Source organism: Bradyrhizobium sp. SZCCT0153 (genome assembly GCF_018129995.1).
Classification (GTDB): Bacteria; Pseudomonadota; Alphaproteobacteria; order Rhizobiales; family Xanthobacteraceae; genus Bradyrhizobium; species Bradyrhizobium japonicum_G.
The window spans coordinates 50,377-69,444 of sequence record NZ_JAFCKS010000015.1 but is presented as its reverse complement, the minus strand read 5'-3'; the positions used below and the strand labels follow the sequence as shown (position 1 = coordinate 69,444).

Here is a 19,068-nt window from a genome sequence, read left to right as displayed (position 1 = left end):
TCATTTCACTGCGCCAGCGGTCAGTCCGCGAACAAAGTACCTGCCACCGAGGAGATAGATCAGCAGAGTGGGGAGCGCTGCGATGATCACCGCGGCGCTCTGCACGCCATGCTGTGGGATGTCCGCGACGGCGGCGGACAGCGCGATGAGAGCGGCCGTGACGGGCTGCTGCTGGCCGTTCGTGAACGTCACGCCGTAGAGGAACTCGTTCCAGATATGCGTGAACTGCCAGATCACGGTGACGATCAGGATCGGAGGCGAGAGCGGCAGGATGATGCGCCAGAAAATACGGAAGAACCCGGCGCCATCGATGCGCGCGGCCCTGATCAATTCGTGGGGAATGGCGACATAGTAGTTCCGGCAGAACAGCGTGGTGAAGGAGAGCCCCTGGATCGTGTGAATCAGAACCAGGCCCGTCAGCGTGTTGATGAGGCCGATATCGCGCAGCACGATGGTCCAGGGAAGCAGGCGCATTTGCTGGGGAAGGAAGAGGCCTAGGGTCACGATTCCGTAGATCCAGTTGTCGCCGCGAAAGCGCCAGAGCGACACGGCGTAACCGGCGACCGCACCGAGCAGTGTCGAGAAAATCGTCGCGGGGATCGTGACGAGCGCGGAGTTCAGCATGTACGGCCGGATACCGGCGCAGGTCTCGGCGACGCAGAAGCCGCTCCAGGCAGCGGCGTAGTTGCTCCAGGCCAAGTGTTGCGGCCAGCCGATCATCGACCCCTGCGCGATCTCCTCGTTGGTGCGCAGCGAGTTCAGCACGACAACCGCCAATGGCGCGAGCCATGTTGCAGCGATCAGCGAAACGATGAGATAGATCAGAACGCGGCCTGGCGCGAGCTCACGCATGGGTCGCCCGCCGTTTCTGGACATAGCGCCACGCTGCATACGGCAGCAGGACCGCGAGCAGAATAAGCAACATGAGCACAGCCGCTGCCGCCCCCCGGCCGAGCAGGCTGCGTTGGAACATCAGGTCGTAGACGACGAGAGCCGGCAGCTGGGTCGCGATTCCCGGCCCGCCATTGGTGAGCGCACGGACGAGGTCGAAAGCCGAAATCGCGAACTGCAACTGGACAACGACGACGGTAATGGTGATCGGCCAAAGCGTCGGCAGAATGATGCGCCAGTAGGTTCGGATCGGTCCCGCGCCGTCGATCTGCGCGGCCTTGATAATGTCGGCATCGACGGACCGAAGGCCGGCAAGGAACAGCGCCATGGCGAAGCCGGAGGATTGCCAGATCGCAGCGATGACAATGGTCCAGATCGCCATGTCGCGGTCGATAAGCCAGTCGAACTTGAAGGAGGTCCAGCCGAGGTCGTGAACCAGCTTCTGGATTCCGATGCCGGGATTGAGCAGCCAGCTCCAGACCGTGCCGGTGACGACGAAAGACACCGCAAGGGGGTAGAGAAAGATGGATCGCAGCGCGTTTTCGCCGCGAATGCGCTGATCGAGCAGGATCGCAAGGACGAGCCCGGTCACCGCACTCAGCAGCACGAAAGCGCTGCCAAACAGCAGCAGATTGTCGAAGGCGATCTGCCAGTTTCGCGATGCCAGGACCGCGGTGTAGTTGCGCAAACCCACCCAGCCCGAGACCGGGACCAGCGTGGATGGCGTGAACGATATCCAGATCGTCCACAGCGAGAACGACACGAGATGCACGGCGCACAGCAGCAGCGGCACCCAGATCATCAGGTATTCGGGCAGCCGGCGCACCAGATCGGAAGCCGCCGGCCGGCCCGGTTTCGTCGAGACGGCGTTGGTCAACGCGCGCCCTCGACGGCCTCGGCGAGGCGGGTGGCCGCCTGCTCCGGCTTGATCGTCTTGTCCTTGACGTACTCGGTGATCACGTCGATCAACGCCGCGGTCATGCCGTTTTCCTGCGCCATGTTGTGCGCAAGACTGAGGACGGCCTGATTGCTGGCGATAGCGTCCTTCAGAGCAGCTGCGGTCCGCCGTTGACCGTCCGACCAGCCTTCACCGGAAAGATCGACATCGGTGCGAACGGGTATCGATCCCGTAATCTGCGAATACATCGTCTGGATCGCCGGATCCATCACGAGTTGGGCCATCAGCGTCTGGCCGGCTTGCAGGTCGGGCTCCTTGCGCTGCCAGAATATGAACGCATCGGCATTCAAGAGGAACACCGGCTTGCTATTGTCGCTGGGGCCCGGCGCGATCATGAAGTCCTCGAACTTGAAACCGGCATTGCGCAATACGCCCTGCGCCCACCCGCCCATGATCATCATGCCCATGTCGCCGTCGATGAAGCGCTTCAGGTTGGTCGAAAAGTGCTGGGCGCCGACGTTGGGGTCCATCCAGTCGGCGATCTTGCGCACCTGTACGAACGCTGCCTTGATCTCGGGTCCCTTCAGGGCCTTCGCGTCGAGATTCATGATGGCAGCGCGGTATGCAGCGGGACTGATGCCCGCCAAAGCGGCCTCGAATTTTTGGCCGTCGTCGGGGCGGGTGCCGCCGTTTGCGACGGGATAGGGGACACCGCCTGCTTTCATCCTTTCGGCGAGGTCGTTGAACTCAGCCCATGTGACGGGGATCTTGTCGGCCTTGGCCTTGTCCATCGCGCGTTTGGAGAGAAACAGCATGTTGGTGCTGTAGATCTGCAGCGGCAGGGCAATCCACTTGCCCCCCGGCTTGTGCAATTTTGCAAGATCTGGCGCGACGACCTTTTCATAGCCGGCGGCAGCGACGACGGCGTCGAGATCGACGGTCGGGGCAATCTTCGACCAGGCTGCAATCTCGGGACCTTTGAGCTGCGAACAGGCCGGCGGATCGCCCGCCATGATCTGAGCGCGCAGCTTGTTCATCATCTCGGTGGTGAACCCGGGGACGGGCGAGTGCTGCCAGATCCCGCCTTTTTCCTCGAATTTCTTGCCAAGCGCCGTGATCGCCGCTCCGTCGCTGCCCGCGGACCATTGCGAGATTGCGGTCAGGCGCGGCTTGACTGCGCCTTGTGCGCGGGCAAATGCCGGCAGTGCGAGCGCGGCCGCAGATCCAGCGAGCAGACGGCGCCTTGTTGTGGTGATCGGCATGTCAAGTTCCTCCCGGTGTGAAAGCTGTTGGCGCGTCAAAGGCGCGGTTTAGTTCATGTCAGGCGGCCTCCGTAGAAGCTGCGTGCATTCCGCCGCATCTGGCGAGGCAGAAGGCGGCGAAGGCGAGCGCAGCCTGCGGATCGTTGCCGGTCGAGGGCGGCACGAAGGCGAGCGACACCTGTGCCAATGTCCGTCCACCCAGCAGACAGGCATCAATCCCGTCGACCACGGCCCTGCGATCGTCCTCTGAGAGAAGCGACGGCCAGCCGCTGATCGCAACGCCGCGGCAAGGCTTCACGTTCAGCGTATTGCCGATCGCAAGGCCAAGCCGGAACAAGCGCTCGCGCAATTCCTGACGCACGCGCGGCGGAAGCGGGATCGTGGTCACCCATTCGTTGCCGAGCCGGAGCAAGTCGGCTTCGGTGACGCCCAACAGCTCGGCCAGGGCCGGAAGCGACGTATAGGCCTCGACGCAGCCGTGATGGCCGCAGCGGCAACGCGGTCCGTCGGCAGCGAACACCATGTGGCCGAGCTCGACCGGCTGAAGGGCATCATCCTCGACCGGATCATCCATCCAGGCGCCGGCAACGCCCTGGCCGACAAAGACGAACAGATGCGCGCCGCTGAATGGATAGTTTTCCGTGCGGCAGCGATGAAACTTGGCGTGCGCCACGACCGAGTTGGTGAACGCGACCGGCACGCCGGCAAACATCTCGCCGAGCATGTCGCTGATATGTCCGACATCACAGGGGATGATCGGATTGCCAAACTCGCTCAATCGGCCGAGGCCTGGAACGGAGACGCCGATCTGCGCGAGCCTGACACGCCGCTGGCGTGTCCAGTCCCGCAGCAAGGCCAGCGCCTCGCGAAAGACGTGGCTGACGGACCCGAGATTCAGCTTCACCGGCAGCGGCACACGCTCGGTGTAATGCAGTTCGCCCGACAGGCCGCCGACGCCAACGCTGAGCCATTGACCTGTCAGTTCAACGGCTGCGAGTGCCACCGAAGAACCGAGCGACACCAGGCCGGTGGGACCGCCGACATAGGGGGCAGGGCGCCGCACCTCCGCGATCAGGCCTTCGGCCTTCAGGTCGAACAGGATGCGCGATAGGCTCGCCTCGGACAGGCGCACGGCCCTGGCCAGCGGCGGACGAAACGAGCCGCCCGACTGAAGCAGGTGAGTCAAAATGGCGGCACGCGTCTGCCGCCGACTTCGCGGCTGCTCCGGCATTTCCATCCCTGTCGTCATTCTTACTTAGTGTAAGAATTTGCGCGCGAAGCGTTTCGACGTCAAGCGCCGGCCGACGCATTGCGCCGACTTGTTGTTGTGCGCGGCAGCATCGGACGGACCTGCAACGGCGTCTGCACAAAACAAAACGGCGCCATCCTGTGATGGCGCCGCTTCGAAAGCCGTATCGGCCAGGACTTACTTCCGATCCTTGATCGCCACATAGTCGCGGCGGGTGACGCCGGTGTAGAGCTGGCGCGGACGGCCGATCTTCTGCTGCGGATCCTCGATCATCTCGCTCCACTGGCTGATCCAGCCGACCGTGCGGGCGACCGCGAACAGCACGGTGAACATCGAGACCGGGAAGCCCATCGCCTTCAGCGTGATGCCCGAATAGAAGTCGACGTTCGGGTAGAGCTTGCGGTCGATGAAGTACTGGTCGCTGAGCGCGATCTTCTCGAGCTCGAGCGCCACCTTCAGCATCGGATCGTCACCATGGCCGGTCTCCTTGAGCACGGCGTGACACATCTTCTGCATGATCTTGGCGCGCGGATCGTAGTTCTTGTAGACGCGGTGGCCGAAGCCCATCAGGCGGACTTCGCTGTTCTTGTCCTTCACCTTGGTGATGAACTCGGGGATCTTGTCGACCGAGCCGATCTCGGCGAGCATCGCGAGCGCGGCTTCGTTGGCGCCGCCATGCGCCGGGCCCCACAGGCAGGCGATGCCGGCGGCGATGCAGGCGAACGGGTTGGCGCCGGAGGAGCCGGCGATACGCACCGTCGAGGTCGAGGCGTTCTGCTCGTGGTCGGCGTGCAGGATGAAGATCTTGTCCAGCGCGTCAGCGAGCACCGGGTTGATCTTGTAGTCCTCGCACGGCACGGCGAAGCACATGTTGAGGAAGTTCTCGGCGAAGGACAGCGAGTTCTTCGGATACACGAAGGGCTGGCCGACCGTGTACTTGTAGGCCATCGCCGCCAGCGTCGGGATCTTGGCGATCATGCGCATGGAAGCGATCATGCGCTGCTTGGGATCGTTGATGTCGGTCGAGTCGTGATAGAACGCGGCGAGTGCGCCGACGGACGCCACCATCACCGCCATCGGATGAGCATCGCGGCGGAAGCCCTGGAAGAAGCGGGCCATTTGCTCGTGCACCATCGTGTGATGGATCACGCGGTCGTCGAAATCCTTCTTCTGCGCGGCGGTCGGCAGGTCCCCGTAGAGCAGGAGATAGCAGGTCTCCAGGAAGTCGCCGTTCTCGGCGAGCTGCTCGATCGGGTAGCCGCGGTATTCCAGCACGCCCGCGTCGCCGTCGATATAGGTGATCTTGGACTGGCAGCTCGCAGTGGACGTGAAGCCGGGATCGTAGGTGAACAGGCCGGACTGGCCGTAGAGCTTGCCGATATCGACGACATCAGGCCCGACGCTGCCGCTGTGGATCGGGAGATCGTAATTCTTGTTTCCGACCGTCAGCGTGGCGGTCTTATTGCTTGCTTTTGCGTCCATCAGAGGTCCCCGATGTGTGGTGAAACGGGCCGGACCCGGAAGGCCCCAAAAGAGATGATGGGGCAGGCCGGATGTTCCAGAAGTACCGTGGAGATGGGTATATTATTGCTGTGTGCGCTGCAAGATGGCGCCGTGCATGGTCGACTTACGTCGTAGTCTGGTCCTTGGCCTAGTCCTTGGCCTGATCCCCAAGCCGACCCAGGCTTTCCTGGCGTCCGAGGACGTCCAAAACCTCAAAAATACCAGGCGACGTCGACCGTCCGGTCAGCGCGGCCCGCAAGGGTTGGGCGACCGCGCCGAGCTTGAGACTATTTTCCTCGGCAAAGGCGCGCAGCGCGGCTTCCGTACTGGCGCCGCTCCATGTTGCGACTTTCTCCAGCGCGGAATGTAGCTGGCCGATCAGCTTGCGGTTGTCGGGCGTCAGCAGCGCTGCCGCCTTCGGATCGAGCTCCAGCGGCCGGTCGGCGAAGATGAAATAGGCGCTGTCGATCAGCTCGATCAGTGTCTTGGCGCGCTCCTTCAGGGCCGGCATGGCCTTCAGGAGCTGTGCGCGCGTGGTGTCGTTCAACTTGGCCTTAAGCTCGTCGCGGCTGGGCACGACGTGGTCGAGCACGTCCTCGAACATCTTCACGAGTGATTGATCGTCGGCGTGGCGGATGTAGTGGCCGTTGAGGTTTTCCAGCTTGGCGAAATCGAAGCGCGCGGCGGCGCGGCCGACGCTGGCGAGGTCGAACGCCGCGATCATCTCCTCGGTCGAGAAAATCTCCTGGTCGCCATGGCTCCAGCCGAGCCGGACGAGATAGTTGCGGAGCGCGGCCGGGAGGTATCCCATGGCGCGGTAGGCATCGACGCCGAGCGCGCCGTGCCGCTTGGAGAGCTTCGAGCCGTCCGGGCCGTGGATCAGCGGGATGTGGGACATGCTCGGCAGAGCCCAGCCCATCGCATCGTAGATCTGCTTCTGGCGTGCGGCGTTGATCAGATGGTCGTCGCCGCGGATGACGTGGGTGACGCCCATGTCGTGGTCGTCGACCACCACCGCGAGCATGTAGGTCGGGTTGCCGTCGCCGCGCAGCAGCACGAGGTCGTCGAGATTTTCGTTCTGCCAAACCACGCGGCCCTGGACCTGGTCCTCGATCACGGTCTCGCCGGTCTGCGGCGCCCGCAGGCGGATGGTGGGCTTGACGTCGGAAGGTGCGGTGGCCGGATCGCGGTCGCGCCATAGGCCGTCATAGAGGCGGGTGCGGCCCTCCGCGCGCGCCTTCTCGCGCATCGCGGTCAGCTCCTCGGCGGTGGCGTAGCAGCGATAGGCCTTGCCGTCGGCGAGCAGCTGCTCGGCGACCTCGCGGTGACGGGCCGCGCGGCTGAACTGGTAGATGACGTCGCCATCCCAGCCGAGCTCCAGCCATTTCAAGCCGTCGAGGATGGCGCCGATCGCCGCCTCCGTGGAGCGCTCCCGGTCGGTGTCCTCGATCCGCAGCAGCATCTTGCCGCCGTGCTTCTTCGCATAGAGCCAGTTGAACAGCGCCGTGCGGGCGCCCCCGATATGGAGGAAGCCGGTCGGGGAGGGAGCGAAGCGGGTGACGACGGAATCGGTCATTCTTGGCAGGGCCTATGCATTGGAGGCGGTGGTATATAACAGGACCGGAGCATAACTAAAGCCCGGCAGCGGACCGCCGAGGCCTTGCTTAAGCCCTTGGCTCAGCCAAGTGAATTTGGCAGAAGGACCGCTGATTTCCCTACAGGATTTTCGCAATGACAGAACCGGTGGCGACTGAGGTTGGGCGCGATTTCATTCGTGACATCATCCAGGCCGATCTCGATCAGGCCAAATACCAGGAGATCGTGACCCGGTTCCCGCCGGAGCCGAACGGCTACCTGCATATCGGCCACGCCAAGTCGATCGCGCTCAATTTCGGCATCGCCCAGGAGTTTCCAGGCCGCTGCCATCTGCGCTTCGACGACACCAACCCGGTCAAGGAAGAGCAGGAATATATCGATTCCATCCAGGCCGACGTGCGCTGGCTCGGCTTCGACTGGGGCAAGAACCTGTTCTTCGCCTCGGACTATTTCGACCGCCTGTATGAATGGGCGGAGAAGCTGATCGGCGACGGGCTCGCCTATGTCGACGACCAGACCCAGGAGGAGATCCGCACCTCGCGCGGCACGCTGACCGAGCCCGGCAAGAACTCGCCGTTCCGCGACCGCAGCGTGGACGAGAATCTCGACCTGTTCCGCCGCATGAAAGCCGGCGAATTCCCGAATGGTGCACGCGTGCTGCGGGCCAAGATCGACATGGGCGCGGGCAACATCAATCTGCGCGATCCCGTGCTGTACCGCATCCTGCATGCGCACCATCCGCGCACCGGCACCAAATGGAGCATCTATCCGAGCTACGATTATGCCCACGGCCAGTCGGACGCGATCGAGGGTATCACGCATTCGATCTGCACGCTGGAGTTCGAGGATCATCGTCCGCTCTACGACTGGTTCATCGAGAAGCTGCCGGTGCCGTCCAAGCCGCACCAGTACGAATTCGCACGGCTGAACCTGACCTACACGCTGCTGTCCAAGCGCGTGCTGACCCAGCTCGTGCGCGAGGGCCATGTCGCGGGCTGGGACGATCCGCGCATGCCGACCATGGCGGGGATGCGCCGCCGCGGCGTGCCGCCGGCAGCCCTTCGCGAATTCGTCAAGCGCATCGGCGTGGCCAAGGCCAACAGCGTGGTCGACGTCGGCATGCTGGAGTTCTGCATCCGCGAGGAGCTGAACCGGACGTCGCAGCGCCGCATGGGCGTGCTGCGGCCGCTGAAAGTGGTGATCGAGAACTATCCGGAAGGGCAGACCGAAGAGCTCGAGGCGATCAACCACCCGGACGATCCTTCCGCCGGCACGCGCAAGATCACGTTCGGCCGTGAGCTCTATATCGAGCAGGACGACTTCATGGAGAACCCGCCGAAGAAGTTCTTCCGCCTGTCGCCGGGCAACGAGGTGCGGCTGCGCTATGCTTACTTCATCAAGTGCACCGGCGTGATCAAGAACGATAGCGGCGAGGTTGTGGAGCTGCGCTGCACCTATGATCCTGCGACCAAGGGCGGCAACGCACCCGATGGCCGCAAGGTCAAGGCGACCATGCATTGGCTGCCGGCGGCAAATTCGGTGCCTGCGGAGATCCGCATCTACAACCAGCTGTTCGCCAATCCGAGCCCGGACGCCTCGAACTTCGCGGCCGACCTCAATCCGCAGTCGCTGGAGATCCTGGCTGATGCCCGAGTCGAGGTCTCGGTCGCGGAGAGCAATTCAACCGAGCCGATGCAGTTCGAGCGCCAGGGCTATTTCGTGCGCGACAAGGACTCGACGCCGGGCAAGCCGGTGTTCTCGCGGACCATCGGCCTGCGCGATACGTTCGCGAAAGAAGTCGCCAAAGGTTGAGCACGCATGAGCAACGAAGCCGACGCCATCGTTTCCGCCATCATCGCGAAATGGTGCGCCGGCTTCGCAACGCTCGACGCGGCCGGGCTGTCGTCGCTTTATGCGAAAAACGCGTTCTTCTTCGGATCAAACCCACGACTTTATCGGGGCCGGGACGGCGTCGCCGACTATTTCAACGGCCTACCGCGCTGGCGCAGGCCGTGCGCGGTGTTTTCCGAGGTGCGTGTTGCGCAGTCCGGTCCTGACCTGATCAACATGGCCGCGAGCATCTCGTTCGATCTCGGCGGCGAGCGCCCGGATCTCGTCGTCAAGATGAGCTGGGTCATCATTCGCGAGGACGGCGACTGGAAGATCGTCAATCATCACGCCTCGTCGCAGGCGGCGTTGATCTGAGGAGCGCGCACGGCATCGTCATTCCGGCGAAGGCAACGAACGCGCACCTCGCGCGTTGTGTGGGTCCAGAAGAGGAACCCACCATGCAGAACATCGCAGAGCATATGGAAGTCATCGGCGCCGACGGCGTCCATGTCGGCACCGTCGACAAGGTCGAGGGCAACCGCATCAAGCTGACCAAGAAGGACAGCGGCGAAGGCAGCCACAAGGGCCACCATCACTTCATCGACAAGGGCCTCGTCGCCGGTGTCGAGGGCAACAAGGTGCGGCTGTCGGCCAAGGCGGACGTCGCCGTTACGATGGAACAGGAAAAATAGGGCGAAGCCCTTCCGTTCCTGATCTGTACCGCTTTTCGGCTGGGAATTATCACCTTGACAAAGCAGGTACAGGATATAGGTGAGACTGGCCCCGCCAGTGGAGGCGGGGCTGGCGCGCCCGAAATGTTGACTATTTCCCGTTCCGATTTTTTGGACGTCGCTAGTCGGGTTCTGGCGGCTGAGGACGATGCTTCCGGATCGCCAACACGGCGTCCACAAATGATGGTTCGTTATATAGCAGGCCGTATATTTGATGAGGCACTGGGTGATGACCGTGAAGTAGGTTGATAGTGTGCCCGATGCAGTTCGAAACGGTCTTCATTTCGGACAGAATGTCGAGAAAGTCCTTCTCTCGATATACCATGATGCGGCGCTTATCGGCCTCAAACAGCGGGTTTCCGGCATCAAGCGTTGATGTCCGATGTAGACTTTTCGATATCTCTACGAATGTCTGTAGAGACGCTGCGGGCTCAATCAATAGGACGGCATCTGGTAGTTCTTCGCAGTAGGCCCATATATGGTGCGCTACTGGGTGTCTTTTATGCGCCGCCTTTTTGGCCATACTGATAACCGCTTCGAACGTTTCTAGCTCCGGGTCGGTAAGTTTCTTGGCACCAGCGGCAGCGATCATGTCCATTTGCGCGCTGGCGCTACGGACGGTTTGGAGCATGGCCATGATTGGGTCTGCCTCAGTATGAAGCAGAAACCCGAGAAGGGCTGCCGATAACATTTCTATTTCAGCCCAACGGGCTACTACCTGGAGAGCGAGCGGTGCTAACTTCGGACGCTCGACAATCGCGTTTGGAGTTGAGAGCACGTTGGCCTTGGGCCGGACACGGGAAAGCGGCTGCGGCATGGCAAAATCCAAGAAGGTCGAATCATCATCGTCAGACATAGAAATAGAGCCTGATGCTTGGGAGCGCTTTGAGCGCGCCGTAGAGGTGGTGGCGAAAAGCCCGCCTCAGCATCGGGAGAAACCGAAAAACAAGAAACCAGTCAAAAAAAAGAAACAGAAGTGAACGAACTACTATTTCCGATTTTCACTGTCTTGGCTGAATCGTCATCGCAGCGATATTGTCGGCCAGCGCCGTCAAAATTTGCGCGGCCGCGCGATTTGGCGTGCCCCCTTGAGTTTGATGTGGCGTGGCTAACTGCCGAAGATGTGCTTCGGCTTCCGTTTTCGATAGCAGACCGCTTTGAACTAGGGCGATCACACTTAGCTGGCCCATAGCCAAAGAGGCAATTGCCGCTGCCGCAACACCGTTCAGTTCTGCGTCAGTCATTCGCGTTCTCCCTTTTGCTTTTGTTTTCTGCACCATTTCGAAAAAGCCCTCGCCGACTTCTTAATTCGGAGCGGCGTCTTTTTTGCTGTTAGGCCGTCGATAGGTGAGTCGCTTGCCAACGATGCCCTTCGCCATGGTCTCGGCACGTTCGTAATCGTTCACGCCAAGGGCAGAACGGTTGGAGTAGCGGAAATCAAATTCCGCGAGATAGCGGTGCAAGTGCTTCTCGCTGCAATGCTGGTAGACGCCCTTCATGCCGCGCTTGAAGATGCTGTAGTAGCCCTCGACCGTGTTGGTTGAGATCACCTTGTCGCCCTCGCGGCGAACGTATTCGTCCTTTGAGTGCTTCACGGTGTCGTGCTGCAACCCTTCGACTTCGGCAATGTACTTGTAGGCCGCCAGTTCGTCGGTCATCAGGTGGGCTTCACGGCTCAGATTGGCGCGAATGACCGGCATGATGTCGCCAGCACGCGTGCCATCGATATGGAAGCTGCGGGCAGCGCCGCCGCGCTCCACAAGGGTCAAGACGACGTTCTTATGCGCCCATGCGGCTTTGCCCTTCTTAACGCCCTCAAGGCGTCCAATGAAGGTCTCATCGGCCTCTACGGGCTTGCCACCTTCGCCCATGGGCGGGAGCAGGCCACCAGCTCGCATCGCCTCACGGAGACGGTGCATCATGAACCAAGTCGACTTGTACGAAATGCCCAGCATGCGGTGCATCTGATGAGCGGACACACCCTTCTTGGAAGCGGTCATCAGGAACAGCGCCGCCAGCCACTTGGACAGCGGGATTTTGGAGCGCTCGAACACGGTGTTGACGGTCACGGTGAACTGCTGGCGGCAAGCCGGTTCGCCGCACTGATACACGCCGGGACGGTGGGCCTTGCCCTCAAGCTTCTTGATCTTGGCCTGATCCGCATTGCCGCAATGAGGGCAGTGTGGACCATTGGGCCAAACCCGAGCCTCAAGCCACTCGCGGGCTTTGGTTTCGTCCTGAAAGACCGGGTTCTGAAGGTTCGACATGGGGTAGCTCCTATGGGTTCCATTCTACCCATAGGTGCTGCTTTGTCAAGGTGATAATTCCCTTTCGGCTGCCTGCACGTTCCGGTAGCCTCTGCGCCGGTTGCGTATCGCAAGGTGCAGGGAATGGCGGAGCAGGGCCGGCCAGTTCGGTCCCAGGGGACTGCAAGCGGGATCGCGGGGACTTGGCCTGTCGGCCGAGCCGCGCCTGCCGGTGGCTTCGTGCCCGCAGGTTTTGGCGCCTGGCCCTCGATCGTCGAGGCCTTGCGAATTTGGGCGCGGGCCGAGGCCGGCGCCGGCCGGCTGCTGCCTTGGGTGCCTGTCGCTTTCGGCGGCGGTATCGCGCTGTACTTTGCCGCAGATCATGAGCCGGTGCTCTGGGTCGTCGCTGCGACGGCGGTCGCGCTCACGATCGCGGCGGTCCTGTTGCGGCGGAGCCGGCTGTTTGCGGCCGCAATCATGATCGCGGCGGTCGCGGCCGGCTTCGCCGCCGCGACCTGGAAGACGGCGCGCATCGCCCACACCGTATTGGCAAAACCGCTCTATTCGGTGTCGTTGTCGGGCTTCGTCGAGGCCCGCGACATCCGCGAGCGCACCGACCGTTTCGTTCTGCGGGTCACCGCGATGGAGGTACCGCGCAGTGACGTCAAGCTCGAGCGCGTGCGCCTGTCGGTCCGCAAGGGGACCGCGCCCGAGGTCGGCAGCTTCGTGCAATTGAAGGCGCGGCTGTTGCCGCCGCTTTCGCCGCTCCGCCCCGGCAGCTACGATTTCTCCCGCGACATGTTCTTCCAGGGCATCGGCGCCTCCGGCTTCGTGATGGGCGCGATCGCAGCTTCAGTGCCGCCGGATGCCGGTGGTTTGCGGCTGCGCTACGCGGCCTTGATGCAGGGCCTGCGCGATGCGATCGACGCACGCATTCGTGCGACGCTCGACGGCGACAATCGCGCGATCGCGACCGCGCTGCTCACGGGCCGGCGCGATGCGATCACCACCCCCGTCAACGATGCGATGTTCATTTCGGGGCTGGGCCATGTGCTCTCGATCTCCGGCTATCACATGGCCGTCGTCGCCGGCGTGGTCTTCTTTGCGGTCCGTGCGCTGCTCGCTCTGATCCCGGGACTGGCGGCCGGCTTCGCCATCAAGAAATGGTCGGCGGCCGCGGCGCTGGTTGCGGCCGCGTTCTACCTGCTGCTGTCTGGTGCGGAGGTGGCCACGCAAAGATCGTTCTTCATGACCGCGGTGGTGCTGATCGCGGTGATGGTCGATCGCCGCGCCATCACCTTCCGTACGCTGGCCGTGGCCGCGCTGATCGTGCTGGCGGTCGCGCCGGAAGCGCTGGTGCATCCGAGTTTTCAGATGTCGTTCGCGGCAACGCTCGGGCTGGTGGCGCTGGTGCAGATCGGCATGCCGAACTTGTTTGCCTCGCCCGACCATTCGGCGACCGCGCGCGTTGCGATGTGGGGCGGCCGCGAGATCGCGATGCTGTTCCTGGCCTCGCTGATCGCGGGGCTCGCGACCACGCCCTATGCCGCCTTCCACTTCCACCGCGTCACGCCGTTCGGCGTGCTCGCCAATCTCGGCGCGATGCCGGTCGTCTCGGCGCTGGTGATGCCGGCGGGGCTGTTGGGCCTGCTTGCGGCGCCGTTCGGGCTCGACAGCGTGTGCTGGTGGCTGATGGGAATCGGCATCGACTGGATGATCGCGGTCTCGCGCTGGGTCGCCGCATTACCGGGCGCGGTCGGCCGCATCCCGGCCTTCGGCATCGCGCCGCTGATCGCGGCCAGCCTCGGGATCATCGTGATGGGCCTGCTGCGCACGCCGCTGCGCTGGTCCGGCGCGCTGGTGTTGCTGGCCGCGATTGCCTGGGGGCTGTCCGCGCGCCAGCCCGACATCCTGATTGCCGGCGACGGCGCGAGCGTCGCGGTGCGGGGCAGAGACGGGCAACTGCATCTGATCCGGGCCAGCAAGGACGGCTTTCTGCTCAAGGAATGGCTGGCTGCCGACGCCGATCCGCGCGATGGCGGTCATGCCTCGCTGGCCGACGGCGTGTCCTGCGACGAGTCCGGCTGCGTGACGCCGCTCGGCGACGGGCGGTTGGTCGCGCTGGCACTGCGCATCGACGCGTTGGCGGACGATTGCAGCCGGGCCGCGCTTGTGGTGACGGCGCGTCCCGTGCCGCCCGATTGCGCCGCGATGGTGGTCGATCGGCAGCGGCTCGCGAGCCAGGGCGCGCTGGCCCTGACGCAGCGGGGGGACGGCTTTGCGGTTCAGGCGGTGAGGGCGCGAGGTGCGAGCCGCCCCTGGTTGCCGGCCGGCGCCGGCGAAGGTGATTTCGACGGCAGTCTTGCGCCGAAGACGGCTGCGCCCCGCAACCGCGACGCAACGCCGGCGGAGACCGACTTGCAGGCCGACGATTGAACCGATCGGGCAGGGCATGATCGGGAAAAGTGCGAAGCGGTTTTCCGAAAAGGTCATGCTCAAACAAGAACGCTAAAGCGCGATGATGATTCATCGCAATCTCATCGCGCTTTAGAAGTACCAGGCCAGCACGGCTTCGAGCGTGCTGTTGCCGATGACCGGCAAGGCCACCATCCGGCTCAGTCCGGATGCGCAGGCCTCAGAGCCGGCGGCCGAGCCGTCATGCGCGAGCTCGTCGTTGAGCGCGGGCATGCCGGTGGCCCAGGCGCCACCGATGCTGCCTTCGCCCCTCGCGATGGATTTTCCTGCATAAAGCGCGGCGAGGTCGGTCTGCGCACTGCAATCGCCGGCGCGAAAGACCAGCGCCGAGCGGGTCTCGTTCGGAACCCATATCTCGAAGCGTCGCGCGATCGGCGTGGCTTGCGCGGAGAGGAATGTCAGTACCCAGGTATGGTCTACGCCGGTCCGATAGGGAACGCCGACGCCCAGATTGATCCCGACCTTGGCCGCGTCCTCCCAGCGCAGGAAGCTCTTCGCATCGTGCAGGTCCTTGATGATCAGCGGCAGCCCCGCCTTCCAGGTCCGCCCGGGCAGGCCAAAACCGCGCGGAAATTTGGTGTGGCGGGAGTTGAATTCGAACATGTCGGCGGTGCCGTAGTAGCCGTCGACGAGCCCCATCTCGTGGGAGACGACAGGGTCGTTGTGCCAGAGCTCGATCGCGCCGACATGGGCCTCTTCTTCACCGCAGAACAGCACCATGACGGCCTGGAGGAATTCGCCGGCGAACACGGGCACCGCCACCCCACAGGTGAGGCCGGCTGCGAGGGCCTGATCGGTACGCTTGAAATAGGAGTTGGCGAATTTGGTGAGGATCACGGGGTGGCCGGAGGCCCAGGCCTTGCCGGGAAGGCCCTCGTCATATCCGAAATGCAAGCCTTCGCTGATGGCCTTGAACGCGGACAGCCCTTCGCCGTAGAGGCCGCCACCGAACTCCAGCCGCATGCGCGTCCGGTCCGGCACCCAGAGTTCAACGACGCGAATGAAGGTTTTCATCGAGCATGTCCGCCGTCTCAAGCCTTGACAGCATCGGTCATTTGGCTGTGTGGCGGACGTTCAAAATTCAGGCAGGGCGGCTCAAACTTCGTGCGGCGGGAAAAGCGCAACGGCTTGGTCGATCCGATCGGATTTCGCGGGGCGCAAGCCATACCGTCTCGCCGGCCACGGCCGGCGATGGCAATTCGATCCTGGCCTCCGACCTTGCGGCCGGAAGCGGCCGTGTTCAGCCGATCGGCAGCCGGGTAATCGTCGGCTGTCTGTCGGCAGTGATCTGCGGCTTGTGCTCGCGTTCGCCGGCCGGCTGCTGCGTCACCGGCAGTTGCAGCACGGTTGCGTGCTGGCCTTCAACGAGCTGCGTTACCAGCACGTATTTACCGTCGGGGAATTCGATCGCGTCATGATGGCGATCGGGAATGTGCGGATCGATCTTGCCGAACTTCCCGACGCGGGAATTGATGGTGCGCGTCCAGATCCAGCGATTGTCGTAGCGGACGTTGTCGGCAAAGGCGAGCTCCGTTCCCGGCAGCAGGCAGACGGCAACTGTCGGATCGGCTGCGGACGCAAAGCCGCGCGTGGAGGTGCCGCGGAAGGTTGTCGTGACGATCGTCTCGCCGACTTCGGCGGGGCGCGACGCGACGGCATGCAGGCTGTAGTCACACATCGGGTGCTCCTCTTGCGAAGACAGCGACCCGCGTCTCTTATCGAGGCGCAGGCCTCTATCAGAGTTCAAGCACGCAACGGTCTGCTTGGTTGTAGGCAAATCTGCGGCTGGGATCCGCAGGCCACGATCACATTAACTTTCCCGAATCCAATAGGAACAAAGCCTCGTCCCGTGCATTCTGCAGGCGCGTGTCAGCGCCCTGAGGGGGCCGACCATCCCGAATAATGCCAGCTCGGTTGCGACGGCAGGCGATTGCATTGCGGCCGGCGCGGGCTCGTTCGCTAACCGCCACCTTTGCAGACAGGGCGAGGCGGTTGTGCGGCGGCTTGCGACGCTGATACTGCGATCAGCGCCGCCGCGACTGTGCTCAAGACGATCTGGCGCATGGCTGTTTCCTCGAGCTGCTGAGGCCGCGAAGCGGTGCTGCTTCATGCGGCGTGCCGAGGATGAAGCGCCGGAGGAGGGGCCGGATAATCTGCGCGAAACCAGAAAGACTACCCAGCGGGAGCGGACAATCGTCCGCTCCAATCGTTGATGGCGATCGTTGCTCATGCGAGCGCGGATGCGCCGGATACTTTCCGGTATCAGTATTTCCGGTACAGGCCGATCAGCTTGCCCTGAATCTTCACCCTGTTGGGCGGCAGGATGCGCACCTCATAGGCCGCGTTGGCGGGCTCGAGCGCGATCGAGGCGCCGCGACGGCGGAAGCGCTTGAGCGTCGCTTCCTCGTCGTCGATCAGCGCCACCACGATGTCGCCGGTATCGGCACTCTCGTTGCGCTGGATCAGCGCCATGTCGCCGTCGAGGATGCCGGCCTCGACCATGGAATCGCCGCGCACTTCGAGCGCGTAATGCTCGCCCGAGCCGAGCATGTCAGGCGGTACGCTGATGGTATGGCTGCGGGTTTGCAACGCCTCGATCGGCGTGCCGGCCGCGATGCGGCCCATTACCGGCACGGCAACGGGACGTTCGCCCTCGTCGGCAGACAGGCTTGAGCTCGCGCGGACCTTGCCGAGGTTGCCCTCGATGACGCTCGGCGTGAAGCCGCGGCGGCTGCCGGCGGCCGCCTGGAGCTCGGGCAGCTTGATGACTTCGATCGCGCGGGCGCGGTTGGGGAGGCGACGGATGAACCCGCGCTCCTCGAGCGCCGTGATCAGGCGGTGGATGCCCGACTTCGAGCGCAAGTCGAGCGCATCCTTCATCTCGTCGAAAGAAGGCGGCACGCCGCTTTCCTTCAGACGTTCACTGATGAACCGCAGAAGCTCGTATTGTTTGCGCGTTAACATCTCGACCTAAGTCCCCCGGTTGATGTCGTTCGATTCCGAGACGCTGAATTCAGCAATATGCCGCGACATGCTCGAAACAAATCATGAACGGACACTATATGTTCGATACATGTTCCGCAACTGCTTAATTTACCGTGAACAGAGCAAAGTTCGCGGAACGCGCATTGGCGGGACGCTCAGACGGGGAGCCGCAACACTTCGCAAGGCGAGCCCGCCTCGGCTTTCGGCGCGAACGGTGCGCGCACGAGAAGTGCCTGTGCCGCAGCGAGATTCGCAAGCAACGAAGAATCCTGATGGCTGACGGGAAGGGCGACGAGCGTGCCGTCGTCGCGCTGCTCCAGACGTGCGCGCAGATAGTCCTCGCGCTGGTCGTTGGCGCCGACGTCGCGGCCGAGCACGGCGCGCTCGCGGTGATGATGAATTGCGGCCCGGCCCGACAACGCGCGAATCAGCGGCACCATGAACAGGAAGGCGCACACATAGGACGACACGGGATTGCCGGGCAGGCCGATCACAGCCATCGCGCCGAGCCGTCCATGCATCATCGGCTTGCCCGGCCGCATCGCGATCTTCCAGAAGGCCATCGCGACGGCTTCGTCCCTCAGCGCCTGCTGGACCAGATCGTGGTCGCCGACCGATGCGCCGCCGGTAGTGATGAGGACGTCTGCGCCGCTCGCGCGCGCGCGGCGGATGCCGGCGGTGGTGGCCTCCAGCGTGTCGGCGGCAATACCGAGGTCGATGGTTTCGGCCCCCTCGCTGCGAGCCAGCGCATGCAGGGCATAGCCGTTGGAATAGACGATCTGGCCGTGACCGGGCGTGGTGCCCGGCATCACCAGCTCGTCGCCGGTGGCGAGGATTGCGATCTTCGGACGGCGGCTGACGGCGAGGTGGGGGTGATTCATCCCGGCGGCGAGCGCGAGGTCGCGCTCGGTGAGCCGGCTGCCCTTGCGCAGGAGCACGTCGCCCTTGCGGAAATCGACGCCCGCGGGGCGGATGTGCCGGCCGGAGATCGCGGCTTCCTTGATCGTGATGCGCTTGCCGTCAGCGACGGTGTCCTCCTGGATCACCACGGCATCCGCGCCATCGGGAACGACGCCGCCGGTGAAGATCCGCACGGCCTCGCCGGCGCCGACCGATCCTGCGAACGGCCGGCCCGCGGCGACCTCGCCGATCACGGCGAGGGTCGAACCGATCGTTGCGGCATCGGCCGCGCGCACCGCGTATCCGTCCATCGCCGACATTGCCTGCGGCGGCTGCGTGCGCCGCGCGACGACGTCGCGCGTGAGCACGCGATGGTAGGCGTTGTCGAGGGAAACCGTCTCCTCCGGCAGCGGATCCGCACCCGCCAGCACCGCGGCAAGCGCGTCAGAAACCGGCATCAGGGCCACGGCGAAAACTCCTGCTCGGCGCGTTCGGGCGAATG

Annotated in this window: 17 protein-coding genes; 4 read left to right on the top strand and 13 right to left on the bottom strand. The window is 63.6% G+C overall.

What is annotated here, in order from left to right; genetic code table 11:
* The 6 genes from JQ572_RS33855 to gltX all read right to left on the bottom strand — a co-directional run bounded on the left by JQ572_RS33855 (position 1) and on the right by gltX (position 7,379).
* Positions 1–891: a carbohydrate ABC transporter permease gene (locus JQ572_RS33855; protein ID WP_372703167.1), complete on the bottom strand. Its 891-nt coding sequence runs from the start codon at positions 889–891 to the stop codon at positions 1–3.
* On the bottom strand, positions 845–1,768 hold the full coding sequence (locus JQ572_RS33850) for a carbohydrate ABC transporter permease (RefSeq protein ID WP_211387173.1): 924 nt from the start codon (positions 1,766–1,768) through the stop codon (positions 845–847). Before JQ572_RS33850 ends, JQ572_RS33855 begins: the two co-directional genes overlap by 47 nt.
* On the bottom strand, positions 1,765–3,051 hold the full coding sequence (locus tag JQ572_RS33845; RefSeq protein ID WP_211387172.1) for an ABC transporter substrate-binding protein: 1,287 nt from the start codon (positions 3,049–3,051) through the stop codon (positions 1,765–1,767). The genes JQ572_RS33850 and JQ572_RS33845 overlap by 4 nt, the downstream gene beginning before the upstream one ends.
* A gap of 58 nt (positions 3,052–3,109) precedes the next feature.
* A complete protein-coding gene (locus JQ572_RS33840; protein ID WP_211387190.1) occupies positions 3,110–4,288 on the bottom strand; it encodes an ROK family transcriptional regulator in 1,179 nt (392 codons plus the stop codon).
* A 189-nt stretch (positions 4,289–4,477) separates the two neighbouring features.
* Positions 4,478–5,782 carry a citrate synthase gene (gltA, locus tag JQ572_RS33835; protein WP_211387171.1) on the bottom strand — a complete coding sequence of 435 codons (1,305 nt, stop codon included), beginning with the start codon at positions 5,780–5,782 and terminating at the stop codon, positions 4,478–4,480.
* A 169-nt stretch (positions 5,783–5,951) separates the two neighbouring features.
* Positions 5,952–7,379 (bottom strand): glutamate--tRNA ligase, encoded by a 1,428-nt coding sequence (gene gltX / locus JQ572_RS33830; protein WP_211387170.1) that lies wholly within the window; start codon positions 7,377–7,379, stop codon positions 5,952–5,954.
* Between the two features lie 155 nt (positions 7,380–7,534).
* Between gltX and JQ572_RS33825 the strand changes: the two genes are divergently transcribed.
* The 3 genes from JQ572_RS33825 (at position 7,535) to JQ572_RS33815 (ending at position 9,921) form a co-directional block, all read left to right on the top strand.
* The gene (locus JQ572_RS33825) at positions 7,535–9,211 is read left to right on the top strand and encodes a glutamine--tRNA ligase/YqeY domain fusion protein (protein WP_211387169.1); all 1,677 of its coding nucleotides are present in this window, start codon (positions 7,535–7,537) and stop codon (positions 9,209–9,211) included.
* 6 nt (positions 9,212–9,217) lie between these two features.
* Entirely contained in the window at positions 9,218–9,604 is a 387-nt protein-coding gene (locus JQ572_RS33820; RefSeq protein ID WP_211387168.1) for a YybH family protein, read from the top strand.
* Positions 9,605–9,687: 83 nt separating this feature from the next.
* The gene (locus JQ572_RS33815) at positions 9,688–9,921 is read left to right on the top strand and encodes a DUF2171 domain-containing protein (RefSeq protein ID WP_211387167.1); all 234 of its coding nucleotides are present in this window, start codon (positions 9,688–9,690) and stop codon (positions 9,919–9,921) included.
* Between the two features lie 160 nt (positions 9,922–10,081).
* Here the strand turns inward: JQ572_RS33815 and JQ572_RS33810 are convergent, their stop codons facing one another.
* The 3 genes from JQ572_RS33810 to JQ572_RS33800 all read right to left on the bottom strand — a co-directional run bounded on the left by JQ572_RS33810 (position 10,082) and on the right by JQ572_RS33800 (position 12,227).
* Complete coding sequence (locus JQ572_RS33810) at positions 10,082–10,816, bottom strand: hypothetical protein (RefSeq protein ID WP_211387166.1); 735 nt, start codon at positions 10,814–10,816, stop codon at positions 10,082–10,084.
* 145 nt (positions 10,817–10,961) lie between these two features.
* Positions 10,962–11,204 carry a hypothetical protein gene (locus JQ572_RS33805; protein WP_211387165.1) on the bottom strand — a complete coding sequence of 81 codons (243 nt, stop codon included), beginning with the start codon at positions 11,202–11,204 and terminating at the stop codon, positions 10,962–10,964.
* Positions 11,205–11,264: 60 nt separating this feature from the next.
* Positions 11,265–12,227 carry an IS1595 family transposase gene (locus JQ572_RS33800; RefSeq protein WP_211387164.1) on the bottom strand — a complete coding sequence of 321 codons (963 nt, stop codon included), beginning with the start codon at positions 12,225–12,227 and terminating at the stop codon, positions 11,265–11,267.
* Positions 12,228–12,350: 123 nt separating this feature from the next.
* Between JQ572_RS33800 and JQ572_RS33795 the strand changes: the two genes are divergently transcribed.
* Positions 12,351–14,642: a ComEC/Rec2 family competence protein gene (locus JQ572_RS33795; RefSeq protein ID WP_211387163.1), complete on the top strand. Its 2,292-nt coding sequence runs from the start codon at positions 12,351–12,353 to the stop codon at positions 14,640–14,642.
* 111 nt (positions 14,643–14,753) lie between these two features.
* On the opposite strand, the gene JQ572_RS33790 is transcribed toward JQ572_RS33795, so the two are convergent.
* From JQ572_RS33790 to JQ572_RS33775, 4 genes are all read right to left on the bottom strand, one after another.
* Positions 14,754–15,695, bottom strand: coding sequence for a GAF domain-containing protein (locus JQ572_RS33790; RefSeq protein ID WP_211387162.1), 942 nt, complete (start codon positions 15,693–15,695; stop codon positions 14,754–14,756).
* Positions 15,696–15,921: 226 nt separating this feature from the next.
* A complete protein-coding gene (locus JQ572_RS33785; RefSeq protein WP_211387161.1) occupies positions 15,922–16,359 on the bottom strand; it encodes a hypothetical protein in 438 nt (145 codons plus the stop codon).
* A 584-nt stretch (positions 16,360–16,943) separates the two neighbouring features.
* Entirely contained in the window at positions 16,944–17,645 is a 702-nt protein-coding gene (lexA, locus tag JQ572_RS33780) for a transcriptional repressor LexA (protein WP_027518170.1), read from the bottom strand.
* A gap of 176 nt (positions 17,646–17,821) precedes the next feature.
* Complete coding sequence (locus tag JQ572_RS33775; protein WP_211387160.1) at positions 17,822–19,033, bottom strand: molybdopterin molybdotransferase MoeA; 1,212 nt, start codon at positions 19,031–19,033, stop codon at positions 17,822–17,824.
* Positions 19,034–19,068: the final 35 nt, after the last annotated feature.

Excerpts from the sequence above, each read along its gene's own strand:
- JQ572_RS33845 (WP_211387172.1), bottom strand. The coding sequence starts at position 3,051 with ATGCCGATCACCACAACAAGGCGCCGTCTGCTCGCTGGATCTGCGGCC.
- JQ572_RS33815 (WP_211387167.1), top strand. The coding sequence starts at position 9,688 with ATGCAGAACATCGCAGAGCATATGGAAGTCATCGGCGCCGACGGCGTC.
- JQ572_RS33795 (WP_211387163.1), top strand. The coding sequence starts at position 12,351 with ATGGCGGAGCAGGGCCGGCCAGTTCGGTCCCAGGGGACTGCAAGCGGG.
- JQ572_RS33800 (WP_211387164.1), bottom strand. The coding sequence starts at position 12,227 with ATGTCGAACCTTCAGAACCCGGTCTTTCAGGACGAAACCAAAGCCCGC.
- JQ572_RS33855 (WP_372703167.1), bottom strand. The coding sequence starts at position 891 with ATGCAGCGTGGCGCTATGTCCAGAAACGGCGGGCGACCCATGCGTGAG.
- lexA (WP_027518170.1), bottom strand. The coding sequence starts at position 17,645 with ATGTTAACGCGCAAACAATACGAGCTTCTGCGGTTCATCAGTGAACGT.
- gltA (WP_211387171.1), bottom strand. The coding sequence starts at position 5,782 with ATGGACGCAAAAGCAAGCAATAAGACCGCCACGCTGACGGTCGGAAAC.
- gltX (WP_211387170.1), bottom strand. The coding sequence starts at position 7,379 with ATGACCGATTCCGTCGTCACCCGCTTCGCTCCCTCCCCGACCGGCTTC.
- JQ572_RS33810 (WP_211387166.1), bottom strand. The coding sequence starts at position 10,816 with ATGTCTGACGATGATGATTCGACCTTCTTGGATTTTGCCATGCCGCAG.
- JQ572_RS33820 (WP_211387168.1), top strand. The coding sequence starts at position 9,218 with ATGAGCAACGAAGCCGACGCCATCGTTTCCGCCATCATCGCGAAATGG.
- JQ572_RS33840 (WP_211387190.1), bottom strand. The coding sequence starts at position 4,288 with ATGGAAATGCCGGAGCAGCCGCGAAGTCGGCGGCAGACGCGTGCCGCC.
- JQ572_RS33785 (WP_211387161.1), bottom strand. The coding sequence starts at position 16,359 with ATGTGTGACTACAGCCTGCATGCCGTCGCGTCGCGCCCCGCCGAAGTC.
- JQ572_RS33825 (WP_211387169.1), top strand. The coding sequence starts at position 7,535 with ATGACAGAACCGGTGGCGACTGAGGTTGGGCGCGATTTCATTCGTGAC.
- JQ572_RS33805 (WP_211387165.1), bottom strand. The coding sequence starts at position 11,204 with ATGACTGACGCAGAACTGAACGGTGTTGCGGCAGCGGCAATTGCCTCT.
- JQ572_RS33790 (WP_211387162.1), bottom strand. The coding sequence starts at position 15,695 with ATGAAAACCTTCATTCGCGTCGTTGAACTCTGGGTGCCGGACCGGACG.